Annotated in this window: 11 protein-coding genes; 1 reads left to right on the top strand and 10 read right to left on the bottom strand. The window is 70.1% G+C overall.

Annotation, left to right across the window (positions count from 1 at the left end; genetic code table 11):
- Positions 1-69: 69 nt before the first annotated feature.
- The 8 genes from MW290_RS20475 to paaI form a co-directional block, all read right to left on the bottom strand.
- Entirely contained in the window at positions 70-1191 is a 1122-nt protein-coding gene (locus MW290_RS20475) for an NAD(P)/FAD-dependent oxidoreductase (protein ID WP_250199525.1), read from the bottom strand.
- A gap of 45 nt (positions 1192-1236) precedes the next feature.
- Complete coding sequence (locus MW290_RS20470) at positions 1237-1980, bottom strand: ABC transporter ATP-binding protein (protein ID WP_250199524.1); 744 nt, start codon at positions 1978-1980, stop codon at positions 1237-1239.
- Positions 1977-3821 (bottom strand): branched-chain amino acid ABC transporter ATP-binding protein/permease, encoded by a 1845-nt coding sequence (locus tag MW290_RS20465; protein WP_250199523.1) that lies wholly within the window; start codon positions 3819-3821, stop codon positions 1977-1979. The genes MW290_RS20470 and MW290_RS20465 overlap by 4 nt, the downstream gene beginning before the upstream one ends.
- Positions 3821-4849, bottom strand: a complete 1029-nt coding sequence (locus MW290_RS20460) for a branched-chain amino acid ABC transporter permease (RefSeq protein WP_250199522.1) — start codon at positions 4847-4849, stop codon at positions 3821-3823. The genes MW290_RS20465 and MW290_RS20460 overlap by 1 nt, the downstream gene beginning before the upstream one ends.
- Before the next feature lie 8 nt (positions 4850-4857).
- Positions 4858-6012: an ABC transporter substrate-binding protein gene (locus tag MW290_RS20455; protein ID WP_250199521.1), complete on the bottom strand. Its 1155-nt coding sequence runs from the start codon at positions 6010-6012 to the stop codon at positions 4858-4860.
- Positions 6009-6662, bottom strand: coding sequence for a TetR/AcrR family transcriptional regulator (locus MW290_RS20450; protein WP_250199520.1), 654 nt, complete (start codon positions 6660-6662; stop codon positions 6009-6011). The genes MW290_RS20455 and MW290_RS20450 overlap by 4 nt, the downstream gene beginning before the upstream one ends.
- 3 nt (positions 6663-6665) lie before the next feature.
- Entirely contained in the window at positions 6666-7979 is a 1314-nt protein-coding gene (gene paaK / locus MW290_RS20445) for a phenylacetate--CoA ligase PaaK (RefSeq protein WP_250199519.1), read from the bottom strand.
- Positions 7980-8040: 61 nt separating this feature from the next.
- Positions 8041-8511: a hydroxyphenylacetyl-CoA thioesterase PaaI gene (gene paaI, locus MW290_RS20440; RefSeq protein ID WP_250199518.1), complete on the bottom strand. Its 471-nt coding sequence runs from the start codon at positions 8509-8511 to the stop codon at positions 8041-8043.
- 178 nt (positions 8512-8689) lie between these two features.
- On the opposite strand from paaI, the gene MW290_RS20435 reads away from it, so the two are divergent.
- Positions 8690-9022, top strand: coding sequence for a hypothetical protein (locus tag MW290_RS20435; RefSeq protein ID WP_250199517.1), 333 nt, complete (start codon positions 8690-8692; stop codon positions 9020-9022).
- On the opposite strand, the gene MW290_RS20430 is transcribed toward MW290_RS20435, so the two are convergent.
- The gene (locus MW290_RS20430; protein ID WP_250199516.1) at positions 8928-10442 is read right to left on the bottom strand and encodes a 3-hydroxyacyl-CoA dehydrogenase; all 1515 of its coding nucleotides are present in this window, start codon (positions 10440-10442) and stop codon (positions 8928-8930) included. The genes MW290_RS20435 and MW290_RS20430 overlap by 95 nt on opposite strands.
- 1021 nt (positions 10443-11463) lie before the next feature.
- Positions 11464-12762, bottom strand: coding sequence for a fumarylacetoacetase (gene fahA, locus MW290_RS20425; protein ID WP_250199515.1), 1299 nt, complete (start codon positions 12760-12762; stop codon positions 11464-11466).

The following is a 12762-nucleotide window of genomic DNA, read 5'->3' as shown; positions in this document are numbered from 1 at the left end:
TCTGGGGTGGGGATGGGTACGCCCCCACGTTATGCCGGCCCCGCATGAGCCAGCCTCAGCGAAAACCCTTCAATCGGCCAAGGCCTGCTGCACCGCTTCGCCGATCACCAGCGCCGAGGTGAGCCCCGGCGATTCGATGCCGAAGAGGTTGACCAGGCCGGGCACACCATGCTGCGCCGGGCCCTGCAGCATGAAGTCGTGGGCCGGCTCGCCCGCGGCCTGGATCTTGGGCCGCACGCCGCTGTAGGCCGGCTGCAGCGCGCCATCGGGCAGGGCCGGCCAGTAGCGGCGAATCTCGGCATAAAAGCCGTCGCTGCGGCGCGGGTCGACGCGGTAGTCGATGGGCGCATCGTCGGGCAGCCATTCGGTGTCGGGGCCGAAGCGGGCCTGTCCGCCCAGGTCCAGCGTCAGGTGCACACCCAGGCCAGCGGCTTCGGGCACCGGGTAGATCAGGCGCGAGAACGGCGCCGCGCCGGCCAGCGAGAAGTAGCTGCCCTTGCAGAAGTGGGCCGGCGGCACCAGGGCCGGGTCCAGTCCTTCGATGCTTGCGGCCACCGCGGGTGCGGCCAGGCCGGCACTGTTGACCACCACGCGGGCCCGCAGGCGCATCGGCTGCTCGCCGCCCACGTCCAGCTCGATGCCTTGCGGCGTGACGCGACCGCCCTTCACCGGGCTGTGAAAGGCCAGCATCGCGCCATGGTCCTCGGCCTCGCCGCGCAGGGCCAGCATCAGGCCATGGCTGTCGACGATGCCGGTGGACGGCGAATGCAAGGCGGCCGTGGCCTGCAGCGCAGGCTCCATCGCGCGGGCGGCCGCACCGCTGACCAGCACGGCGTCTTCCACGCCATTGGCCTGGGCCTGGGCCAGCAGCTTGTGCAGGTAGTCTTCCTGCCCGGGCTGGGTGGCCACCACCAGCTTGCCGCAGCGGCGGTGGTGGATGCCGCGTTCGGCGCAATAGGCGTAGAGCCGCTCACGGCCCTGCACGCACCAGAGGGCCTTGAGGGAGCCGGGCGGGTAGTACAGCCCGGCGTGGATGACCTCGCTGTTGCGGGCGCTGGTGACGGTGCCGATGGCCTCCAGCGCTTCCAGCACCACCACCTCATGGCCGGCACGGGCCAGTGCGCGGGCGGCCGCCAGGCCCACCACGCCGGCGCCAATGACCACGGCGCCTACCTGTTCGATGTCGTTCATGCCGACATCATCGGGCAAGCCGCAACCGGGCCGGCCGGGCTGGGCTCAGGCCGCTGCGCGGGCCGCGCCGCCCAGGCCCAGGTAGGCCTCGACGATGCGCGGGTCGTTGGCCAGCGTGCGGGCCTCGCCTTCGATGGCCACGGCGCCCATCTCCAGCACATAGGCGCGGTCGGCCACCTGCAGCGCGGCGCGGGCGTTCTGCTCCACCAGCAGCACCGAAACGCCCAACGTGCGCAGCCGCGCCACCACCAGCAGCACCTCGCGCACGATCAGCGGCGCCAGGCCCAGCGAAGGCTCGTCCAGCATCAGCAGCTTGGGCCGTGCCATCAGCGCGCGGCCGATGGCCAGCATCTGCCGCTCACCGCCCGACAGGGTGGCCGCCAGCTGGGCACGGCGTTCCTTCAGCCGCGGGAAGATGTCGAACACCTCCTGCATGCGCGCGGCCTGGTCGCGCTGGCCGCGGCGCCACTGGGCAAAGCCACCCAGCAGCAGGTTGTCTTCCACGCTCATCTCGCCGAACAGCTCGCGCTTCTCGGGCACCAGGCCCACGCCGCGGGCCACCATCGCTTCCACCGTGGGGCGCTGGATGGGCTGGCCGTTGAACTGCAGCTGCCCTTGCGAAGGCAGCAGGCCCATGGCCGCGCTGAGCAGCGTGGTCTTGCCGGCGCCGTTGGGGCCGATGACGGTGACGATCTCGCCTTCGCGCACGTCGAGGTTGACCTGGTGCAGCGCCTCCACCGGGCCGTACGACACGCAGAAGTCGCGCAGTTGCAGCAATGGTTCGCTCATGCCGCCGCCTTCTCGGCCAGCGCCGCGCCAGCCAGGTCGTCGGCGCCGCCCAGGTAGGCCTCCAGCACCTTGGGGTCGCGCTGCACCTGCGCGGGCGTGCCGTGCGAGATCACCTGCCCGAAGTCGAGCACGGTGATGCGGTCAGCCAGGTTCATCACGAACTCCATGTCATGTTCGACGATCAGGATGCCCAGCCCCTCCTGCCGCAGCTGCGACAGCAGTTCGGCCAGCTGGTGCTTTTCCTTGTGGCGCAGGCCGGCGGCGGGCTCGTCCAGCAGCAGCACGCAGGGCGCGCCGGCCAGCGCACGGGCGATCTCGACGATGCGCTGCGCGCCCAGCGGCAGCGAGCCGGCGGCGTCGTTCACGTACGCGCCCAGGCCGCAGCGCTCGATCTGGCGGCGTGCCTCGGCCAGCAGCGCGGCTTCCTCGGCGCGGTCCAACCGCAGCATGGCCGCGAACCAGCCCTTGCGGCCACGGCGGTGGGCGCCCAGGGCCACGTTGTCCAGCACGCTGCGTTCCTTCAGCAGGCGCACATGCTGGAAGGTGCGGCCCATCCCGCGGGCCGCGAAGGCGCGCGAAGGCTGGCCCACCATCGGCGTGTCCATCAGCCGCACCTCGCCTTCGGTGGGATCGTCCACGCCCGAGATCATGTTGAAGAAGGTGCTCTTGCCCGCACCGTTGGGCCCGATGAGCGCATGCACCTCGCCCGCGCGCACGTCCAGCGCCACCTTGTGGTTGGCCACCAGGCCGCCGAAGCGCTTGGTGACCTCACGCGCGGCCAGCAGCGTGCTGCCGCGCGGCGGCAGCGTGGGCTGCGGCAGCGCAGCGGCATCGATGCCGGTGGCCGCGGCCGGTTGCGCTTTCAAGCCCGGCAGCAGCCGTGCGGTCAGGGCCGAGAGCGTGGGCCACAGGCCGTCGGCATAACGCTGCAGCACCAGCAGCATCAGCAGGCCGAACACCACCACCTCGAACTGGCCGCTGGCGCCCAGCAGGCGGGGCAGCCAGTCCTGCAGCTGTTCCTTCATCAGCGTGATGAGGGTGGCGCCCAGCAGCGCACCCCACAGGTGGCCGGCGCCGCCGACCACGGCCATGAACAGGTACTCGATGCCGATGTTGAGGTTGAACGGCGTCGGGTTGACGAAGCGCTGCTGGTGCGCATACAGCCAGCCCGACAGCGCCGCCAGCAGCGCCGCCAGCACGAACACCTGCAGGCGGTAGCGGCCGGTGTCGATGCCCATCGACTCGGCCATCACGCGGCCGCTCTTGAGCGAGCGGATCGCCCGGCCCTCGCGGCTGTCCAGCAGGTTGGACAAGGCCCACAGCGCCAGCAGCACCACCGCCCAGATCAGCACGCCCAGCGGGCGCGGCGTGATCAGCGACAGCGAACCCAGCTCGATGGGCGGAATGCCGCCCATGCCGGTGTGGCCGCCGAGGAATTCAAGATTGCCGAACAGGAAGTACAGGCTCAGGCCCCAGGCGATGGTGCCCAGCGGCAGGTAGTGGCCCGACAGGCGCAGCGTGACGGCACCCAGCACCCAGGCCACGCCGCCGGCCACCACCAGACCCAGCAGCAGGCCCAGCCAGGGCAGCAGCGGCGAGCCGGCCAGGCCCAGCAGCTGCGCGCCCGCGGTGCCCAGCCAGCCGGTGGCATACGCCGCCAGGCCGACGAAGGCGGCCTGGCCGAAGGAGGTCATGCCGGCGACGCCGGTCATCATCACCAGGCCGATGGCCACCAGCGCATAGAGGCCGATGTTGTTGACCAGGGTGACCTGGAACTCGGGCAGCAGTGCCAGCCCAAGCCCCAACAACACTACGAAAACGAGCGGCAACAGGCGACGCATCACTCGTCCTCCTCGACATGGCGCGTGCGCAGCGAACGCCACCACAGCACCGGAATGATCAGCGTGAAGACGATCACCTCCTTGAAGGCGCTCGCCCAGAACGACGAGAAGGCTTCGAGCAAGCCCACCAGCAGCGCACCCACCACGGCCAGCGGGTAGCTGGCCAGCGCGCCGATGATGGCGGCCACGAAACCCTTGAGGCCGATCAGGAAGCCGGTGTCGTAGTACACGGTGGTGATCGGCGCGATCAGCAGGCCCGAGATGGCGCCGATGAGCGCCGCCAGCGCGAAGCTGAGGTCACCCGCCAGCTCGGTGGGAATGCCCATCAGCCGCGCGCCGGTGCGGTTGATGGCGGTGGCACGCAGCGCCTTGCCGACGATGCTGCGCTCGAAGAACAGGTACATGCCCAGCATCAGCAGCGCGGCCACGCCCACCACCACCAGCGACTGGCCGGTGAGCGGAATGCCGCCGAGGTCGAAGCGCAGCTCGGAGAAGGCCGGCGTGCGAGAGCCCTCGGCGCCGAAGAACAGCAGGCCCAGGCCCACCATCACGCCATGCAGTGCGACGGAGACGATGAGCAGCATCAGCACCGTCGCATTGGCCAGCGGCCGGTAGGCCGTGCGGTACAGCAAGGGACCGAGCGGCGTGACGATGAGCAGCGTGAGCACGGTCTGCGCGGCCAGGCCCGTGGGCCTGGCCAGCAGCGACCACAGGGCGGCGATGCCGGGCAGCAACAGCGCCCAGAGCAGCGTGCTGCCCCACTCCACCTGCCGCCCGCGGGCGGCGCGCCAGCCTTCCATGGCCAGCACCGCCAGCCCCAGGCCGACGCCCAGCCACAGCGTGGGCGGTGTCTTGCCCAGCTGCAGCGCGGCCATCGACAGCGCACCAAAGGCCACCAGCTCGCCCTGAGGGATGAAGATCACGCGGGTGACCGAAAACACGAGCACCAGCGTCAGGGCCAACAACCCGTAGATGGCACCGTTGACGATGCCGTCCTGGCCCAGCATCAGGGCAATCTGGAAGTCCATGGGTCAGATCACTCGGAGAGGTATTTCCAGGTGCCGTTGCTGATGGTCACCATCACGCGGCCACGCTGGTCCAGGCCCGCATGGTCGGTCGGCGACATGTTGAAGACGCCGTGCGCGCCCGGCAGGTCCTTGACCTGTTCCAGCGCGTCGCGCAGCGCGGCGCGGAAGGCCGGCGTGCCGGGTTGGGCCTTCTTCAGCGCCTCGGTGGCGGCGGCCTGCATCAGCAGGCCGGCGTCCCAGGCGTGGCCGCCGAAGGTGGACACCGAGCCCTTGCCGAACTTGACCTCGTAGGCGGTGACGTAGTCGGTGGCGCTCTTCTTGACCGGGTGGCCGGCGGGCAGCTGCGCGGCCACCAGCATCGGGCCAGCGGGCAGCAGCGTGCCTTCCACGTCCTTGCCGCCCACGCGCAGGAAGTCGTTGTTGGCCACGCCGTGGGTCTGGTAGATCTTGCCGGCGAAGCCACGCTCCTTCAGCGCCTTCTGCGGCAGCGCGGCGGGCGTGCCCGAACCGGCGATCAGGATGGCGTCAGGGCGGGCCGACACCAGCTTGAGCACCTGGCCGGTGACCGAGGTGTCGCTGCGGTTGTAGCGCTCGGTGGCCACGATGTTGAGCTGCTTGATGCCCGCAGCCTTCTGGAACTCCTGCAGCCAGCCTTCGCCGTAGGCATCGGCAAAGCCGATGAAGCCGACCGACTTCACGCCGTTGGCCGCCATGTGCTGGGCGATGGCCACGGCCATCATGATGTCGTTCTGCGGGGTCTTGAACACCCACTTGCGCTTGGGGTCGGTCACCGGCTCGACGATGCGGGCCGAAGCCGCCATCGAGATCATCGGCGTGCTGCTTTCGGCGGCCACGTCGATCATCGCCAGCGAGTTGGGCGTGACGGTGGAGCCGATCAGCACGTCCACCTTGTGCTCGGTGATCAGCTTGCGCGCATTGGTCACGGCGGTGGTGGTGTCTGAGGCATCGTCCAGCACGATGTAGTTCACCTTCTGGTTGCCGATCTGCTTGGGCATCAGCTCGATGGTGTTCTTCTCGGGGATGCCCAGCGAAGCGGCCGGGCCGGTGGCCGAGACGGTGACACCGACGGTCATGTCGGCCTGCGCGGCCAGGCCGGCCAGGGCCAGCGCGCTGGCCACCAGCGTGTGCTTGAAATACTTCATCGTGCTGTCTCCTTGGGATGGATGGTTGAACGCGGAACACGCGGCGCCGGCTGCGGTGCATTCACCGCATGCAGGCCACCGAAGAACAGGTCGGCCACCAGCGGGGCCATGGCCTCGTGGTTGAGCACGCCATCGGGCTTGAGCCAGGTGAACATCCAGTTGATCATGCCGAACAGCAGCATGGTCAGCGGCTTGTCCAGCTGCTGCTCGGCCAGCGCCGGCCGCACTTCCACCAGCGTGCGGGCAAAGGCCTGCACCACGCGGCGCTGCCCGTCCAGCACCTGCTGGTGCGCCTCCGGATCGAGGAACTTCACGTCCTCGGTCAGCACCCGGTGCTGGTTCTGGGCATTGGCGTACTCATGCACGAAGCGGCTGATGAGCAGGCGCAGCCGCTGCTCGGCCGGCAGCGCCATCGCACCCACCTCGGCCACCAACGCCTCCAGCCGGCCGACGTGGCCCTGGGCGATCTGTGCCAGCAGCTCGGACTTGTCGCGCATGTAGTGGTACAGCGTGGCCTTGGACACGCCGCAGGCCGCGGCCACCTGGTTCATGCTGGTGCCGGGGTAGCCCTGGTGCGCGAACAAGGCCGCGGCCTGCGCCAGGATGTGCTCGCGCTGGTCGTCGTAGGTGGCGGCTCGGGTGCGGGCCATCGGTCAGCGCGCGCGGCGGTCGATCACGCGGCGGGCCTTGCCCACCAGCGTGCGTTCGATACTGCCGGGCAGCCCGACGTGGACCCGGGTGCTGACGCCGATCAGCGTCTTGATGCGCTGCTGCAGCTGGCGGGCCACGGCCTGGCAGTTGGCCTCCGAGGCATCGGCCTCGGGCAGCATCTCGCAGCGCACTTCCACTTCGTCCAGCGTGCCTTCGCGGGTGATGATGAGCTGGTACTGGCCGCCCAGCTGGCCGTGCGCCAGCACCAGTTCCTCCACCTGCGTGGGGAACAGGTTGACGCCGCGGATGATCAGCATGTCGTCGCTGCGGCCGACGATCTTGCCCATGCGTCGCATGCTGCGCGCGGTGGGCGGCAGCAGCCGCGTCAGGTCGCGGGTGCGGTAGCGGATGACGGGCAGCGCTTCCTTGCTGAGCGTGGTGAATACCAGCTCACCCTCGCTGCCGTCGGGCAGCACCTCGCCGGTCTCGGGGTCGATGATCTCGGGGTAGAAGTGGTCTTCCCAGATCACCGGGCCGTCCTGCGTTTCCACGCATTCGCTGGCCACGCCGGGGCCCATCACCTCCGACAGGCCGTAGATGTCCACCGCGGACAGGCCGGCGCTGCTCTCGATGTCGCGGCGCATCGCCTCGGTCCAGGGTTCGGCACCGAAGATGCCCACCTTCAGCGAGCTGGCCGCCGGGTCCAGGCCCTGGCGCTTCATCTCCTCGACGATCACCTGCATGTAGCTGGGCGTGACCATGATGATGTCGGGCTTGAAGTCGGTGATCAGCTGCACTTGCTTCTCGGTCTGGCCGCCGCTCATCGGCACCACGGTGCAGCCCAGCCGCTCGGCCCCGTAGTGCGCGCCCAGCCCGCCGGTGAAGAGGCCGTAGCCATAGGCGATGTGCACCATGTCGCCGGCACGGCCGCCGGCCGCGCGGATGCTGCGGGCCACCAGGTCGGCCCAGGTGTCGATGTCACGCTGGGTGTAGCCCACCACGGTGGGCTTGCCGGTGGTGCCCGACGAGGCATGCACCCGCACCACCTGCTCACGCGGCACGGCAAAGAGGCCGAAGGGATAGTTGTCGCGCAGGTCCTTCTTGGTGGTGAAGGGGAACTTGGCCAGGTCGGCCAGCGTGCGGCAGTCCGACGGGTGCACGCCCTTGGCATCAAAGGCCGCCTTGTAGTGCGGTACATGATCGTAGGCATGCTGCAGCGTGGCCTTCAGCCGCTGCAGCTGCAGGGCCTGCAGTTCATCGGCACTGGCGGTTTCGATCGGATCCAGGTCGCCGGGGGCGGGCTTCATCACGGGCATGCTTGAACTCCTGGGCCGCGGCACGGCGGCCATCTACAAGGCGGGGAAACGGGAGCGGCCTTCAGCCGGCCACGGCCGGTTTGCCGCGCACGGTGTAGGAGCGGCCACGGAACAAGGCCAGGCGCTCGCCGCGCTGGTTGCTGAGCTCCACGTCGTACACGCCGGTGCGGCCGGCCTTGGACTGCTCGGTGCAGTGGGCGGTGAGCACGTCGCCCAGGCGCGCCGGGGCCGTGATGTCGATGGCGAAGCCCGAGGCCACGGTCAACTCGTTGTAGGCGTTGCAGGCGAAAGCGAAGGCCGAATCGCACAACGTGGTCATCAGGCCGCCATGGCAGATGTCGTGGCCGTTCAACATGTCTTCGCGCACCGTCATCGTCAACGTGGCGGTGCCGGGGCCGATCGCGGTAACCTGCATGCCCAGCGCACGAGAGGCCCGATCGTTGCGCCACATGCCATCGCGCACGAACTCGGCGGTCTGCTGGGCATTGCGTTCGGCGGCCGGAGCCGGATGGGACGGATTTGCTGGGGCCATGGGCTTCAATTGATATACCGACCGGTCGGTGAATTTTAGGGAGGGGTGGCGCCGCACGGAAGCCCGATTCCCTGCGGACAAACCCGAGGCGACAGGGCCGGGTCCGTCATATGCATGACGCGATCAAGACCCCCTGCCGCCACACTGCGGCGCGACGACGCCTGTGAGGAGAAAGCGCTTGAAGACGCATGCCATGGATGCAAGCACGCTGGCCGATGTGGCCGAGGCGGTGCCCGCGATCGCCACCGTCGAAGCCGACGAAGACCACCCCGAGCTGCCCTGGCGCGCACGCGGCCGCCTGCCCCTGCCCGTGTGGCTGTCGATCGTGGTGCCCTCGGTGAGCATGGTGCTGGCGCTGCTGCTGGCCAGCGCGGTGGATGCGCTGCCGCGCGCCGGCAGCGGCACCCGCGTGGCTGTCAGCTGCGATGCGCCGCCGCCATCCGCCACAGGCGGGGCGAACGCCGGTAGCGGCTGTCGCCGTAATGCGCCTGCAGGTGCTCCAGCACGCTGATCACCCGCTGGGCGCCCAGTTGCTCACCCCAGGCCAGCGGCCCTTGCGGATGCCCGGCGCCCAGCACCATGGCAATGTCCACGTCAGCCGGCAAGGTGCCGGTCCAGGTGCACAGGTCGGCCGCCTCGTTCACCAGGCAGCAGGCCACGCGCATCACGCCCAGGCCGGCCACGTCGTCCAGCGCCAGCAGCTCCACACCGGCCGGCTCCAGGGCCGCGGCCAGGCCAGGCAACAGCTCATGGTGGCCGGTGCTGGCGGTTGCGCCCAGCACGCGGGTGGTGGCGAAATCGCGCGCCAGGTCCAGCAGCAGCAAGGGCTCACCTTCGCCACGGCGGGTGGCGGTGCGGCCATCGGTCAGTGCCACCGTCACCTCGTCCACGGCCAGGCTTTCGGGCGGCAGTGAGCCATCGCCCACCACCACCTGGCCGCCGGCACGCAAGCGCTCGATCAGTGGCGCCAGCAGGCCCGGCTGGGCCGAGGCGCGCAGCGCGGGCCGCAGCGGCGCCGGCTCCACCGGCACCGGCGTGGGCATGGTGGCGTCCAGCTGGTAGTCGTAGAAGCCGCGTCCGCTCTTGCGGCCCAGGCGGCCGGCCTGCACCAGCTCCTGCTGCAGCGGGTGCGGTGCATAGCGCGTATCGAACTGGGTGGCCGCAAACACCGATTCGGTGACCGCCAGGTTGACGTCGACGCCGATCAGGTCGATGAGCTGGAACGGCCCCATCGGAAAGCCGCCCGCCTCATGCAGCAGCTGGTCGATCACCGGCGCGGGGGCCAGCTGCTCGCTCAGCAGCCGCAGGCTTTCGGCGTAGAACGGCCGCGCCACCCGGTTGACGATGAAGCCCGGCGTGTTGGGCGCGTCCACCGGCGTCTTGCCCCAGGCGCGGCTGAGCTGGCTGACGGCATCGGCCACCGCATGGTCGGTGTCCAGCCCACGCACCACTTCCACCAGGCGCATGCGCGGCGCCGGGTTGAAGAAGTGCCAGCCCACCACACGGCCGGGGTGCATCAGCCCATGCGCCACGGCGGTGATGGAGATGGACGAGGTGTTGGTCGCCAGCACCGTGGCCGCCGGCAGCCACTGCTCCAGCTGGCGGAAAAGGGCCTGCTTGACCTCCAGCCGCTCGGCCACGGCCTCGACCACCAGGCCGCAGCCTTCCAGCCCGGCGATGGATTCGACCAGCGACAGCCGCTCCATCACGGCGCTGCGCTGCGCGGGCTGCAGGCGGCCGCGCTGCACCGCGGTGGCCAGGTCGTTGCCGATGCGCTGCAGCGCGGCCTGGGCCACGCTGGGCTGCGCATCGAACAGGCGCACCGCATGGCCGGCCTGCGCGGCCACCTGCGCAATGCCCACCCCCATGCTGCCGGTGCCGACGATGCCGACGACGGTATGGGGGCCCAGCAGCGCATCGGCTTCCGGCATGGCGTGGTCCTTGCATTAGTTCGAATGCCTTGGATGGTAGGCGCAGCCAGCCCACCCCGCGCTTGCGGGGACGACAAATCGGGCCGGTGAGATGCACCATTCTGGGCTCGGAGTTGCGATGCATCTCCGGCCGGTTTACCGGGAGGAAAAGCAGGCGTTGCGCTTCCAGTGCGACGACATTGCGAGGAAAGGGGGCCTTGGCTTGATTGCTGAGGCCCCTTTTTCATGGGTGCTGTTGGCTTCTCCACACCCTGCGTGGATTTGGCGCGTTTGCTCCGCGCCGTGCGGGATCTGGGCGCGGGCGGACACCCTGGCGGGGTAGCGCTGTTTGCTCCGGGCCGTGCGGGCGAGCCCGGGGGCTTAGCTTCCGCGGTCCGCGCTGTGCGCGGACTGCCCTGCGCTACTCGGGTGGGCGGCCCGCGGCAGAACTCGCTACGTTCGCTGACGCTCACTGCGCTCGGACAACTGCCGCGAGTCAGAGCACGAAGCGCGCTGCGCGCGCGGCCACCCACCCTGCGTTGCTCGGCGCTCCAGATGCGCCCCCGGACCCACCCGCACGGCCCTGCGCAAAGGTCCACCGGTGGCGCTGCGCGTTGCGGGCTCGCGCTGCGCGCATCGCACGCCATGCCGTGCATGCGGCCGTGCCTTGAGCGCAGCGCGGGTTCCTGGCCGAGCCTGCGAAGGGCTGGCGCCAGCCAACCCGAGCCGTGCGGTGGGCGGGGGGCGGCGGGGCGATTTCTGGGGCGGCGAGGAGCGCAGTGGCGAGGTCGGCGCGCGCCAGCGCGCTTCGTGAGCTGACTCGCGGTGGTTGTTCGAGCGCAGTGAGCGTCAGCGAACGTAGCGAGTTCTGCCGCGCGACCTCGGCGCGAGCACCGCAGCGGAGTCGGCCCGCAGGGCTGACCGCCCCAGCATGAGCCCCGCCGCCCCCCGCCCACCGCACGGCGGTCGAACAAACACCGCACCTACGGCGCACGCACTGTCGTGCAGCGGCCGAACAAGCACAGAACAGGCAGCCGCTTCGTCAGCCCAGCACCGTCCCCCGGCACTCGCCAAACCCCACCCGCCGCGCCCCCGGCGCTTCGGCGTAAGCCTTCAGGATCACCGTATCGCCGTCCTGCAGGAAGGTCCGCGTCTCGCCCGACGACAGCGTGATCGCCTGCTTGCCGCCCTGCGTCAGCTCCAGCAGCGAACCAGCCTGGTCCGGATTGGGGCCCGACAGCGTGCCGCTGCCCAGCAGGTCGCCCGGCTGCAGGTTGCAGCCGTTGCTGCTGTGGTGTGTCAGCATCTGCGCCACCGTCCAGTAGGCATCGGCGGCATTGCCGCAACTCAAGCGCTCCGGTTGCGCCATCGCCGGGGTTTGCAGCCACACCTCGATGGTCAGGCCCAGGGCCCCACGCTCGCTGTTGGTCGCCGAATCCAGGTACGGCAGCGGCGCCGGATCGCCCTCGGGCCGCGTGAACGGCCGGCGGAACGGCGCCAGCGCCTCCTGCGTCACGATCCAGGGCGAGATGGTCGTGGCAAAGCTCTTGGACAGGAACGGCCCCAGCGGCTGGTACTCCCAGGCCTGCAGGTCGCGCGCCGACCAGTCGTTGAGCAGCACCATGCCGAACCACTCGTCTTCGGCCTGCGCCATCGTCATCGGCTCGCCCTGGGCATTGCCGGCGCCGACGAACACACCCAGCTCCAGCTCGTAGTCCAGCCGCTTCACCGGCCCGAACAGCGGCGTGCCTTCCGGGCCCGCCGTCTGGCCCGTGGGCCGGCGGAAACGCTGGCCGCTGACGCCGATGCTGGACACCCGGCCGTGGTAGCCGATGGGCACCCACTTGTAGTTGGGCAGCAGCGGGTTGTCGGGGCGGAACAGCTTGCCCACCGCGGTGGCGTGGTGGATGCCGGTGTAGAAGTCGGTGTAGTCGCCGATGCGGCAAGGCACGGCCATGGCGGCTTCGGACTGCGGCACCAACGCACCGGCCAGCGCGGCCTGCTGCGGGCTGCCTGCGCGCAGCGCTTGGCTCAAGGCCGCACGCAGCTGGCGGCGGGCGGGCGCACCCTGAGCCATCAGCGCATTGAGGTCACCCGCGGCCAAGGGCGCCAGCAGCGGCTGCACATCGGCCGGCCAGCCAGCCTGGGCGGCGGCCAGCTTCAGGTCCAGCACCTGGTCGCCGATGGCCACGCCGATGCGCAGGGGCTCATCACGGCCTACGCGGCGGAAGGCGCCGTACGGCAGGTTCTGGATCGGGAAGTCGGTGCCCGGCTCGTTGGCGGAAGGCACCCAGCTTTGCAGCGCAGGGTCGTGGGTGGCGTCCAGCAGTCGGTCGGTCAT

Source organism: Aquincola tertiaricarbonis, from assembly GCF_023573145.1.
GTDB lineage: Bacteria > Pseudomonadota > Gammaproteobacteria > Burkholderiales > Burkholderiaceae_C > Aquincola > Aquincola tertiaricarbonis_B.
The sequence above is the reverse complement of the archived record's forward strand: the minus strand, read 5'-3'. Positions and strand labels throughout refer to the sequence as shown.

What these genes read in the sequence shown, in the direction of transcription:
- MW290_RS20475 (WP_250199525.1), bottom strand. Translation starts at nt 1,191, where the DNA reads ATGAACGACATCGAACAGGTAGGCGCCGTGGTCATTGGCGCCGGCGTG.
- MW290_RS20470 (WP_250199524.1), bottom strand. Translation starts at nt 1,980, where the DNA reads ATGAGCGAACCATTGCTGCAACTGCGCGACTTCTGCGTGTCGTACGGC.
- MW290_RS20465 (WP_250199523.1), bottom strand. Translation starts at nt 3,821, where the DNA reads ATGCGTCGCCTGTTGCCGCTCGTTTTCGTAGTGTTGTTGGGGCTTGGG.
- MW290_RS20460 (WP_250199522.1), bottom strand. Translation starts at nt 4,849, where the DNA reads ATGGACTTCCAGATTGCCCTGATGCTGGGCCAGGACGGCATCGTCAAC.
- MW290_RS20455 (WP_250199521.1), bottom strand. Translation starts at nt 6,012, where the DNA reads ATGAAGTATTTCAAGCACACGCTGGTGGCCAGCGCGCTGGCCCTGGCC.
- MW290_RS20450 (WP_250199520.1), bottom strand. Translation starts at nt 6,662, where the DNA reads ATGGCCCGCACCCGAGCCGCCACCTACGACGACCAGCGCGAGCACATC.
- paaK (WP_250199519.1), bottom strand. Translation starts at nt 7,979, where the DNA reads ATGCCCGTGATGAAGCCCGCCCCCGGCGACCTGGATCCGATCGAAACC.
- paaI (WP_250199518.1), bottom strand. Translation starts at nt 8,511, where the DNA reads ATGGCCCCAGCAAATCCGTCCCATCCGGCTCCGGCCGCCGAACGCAAT.
- MW290_RS20430 (WP_250199516.1), bottom strand. Translation starts at nt 10,442, where the DNA reads ATGCCGGAAGCCGATGCGCTGCTGGGCCCCCATACCGTCGTCGGCATC.
- fahA (WP_250199515.1), bottom strand. Translation starts at nt 12,762, where the DNA reads ATGACCGACCGACTGCTGGACGCCACCCACGACCCTGCGCTGCAAAGC.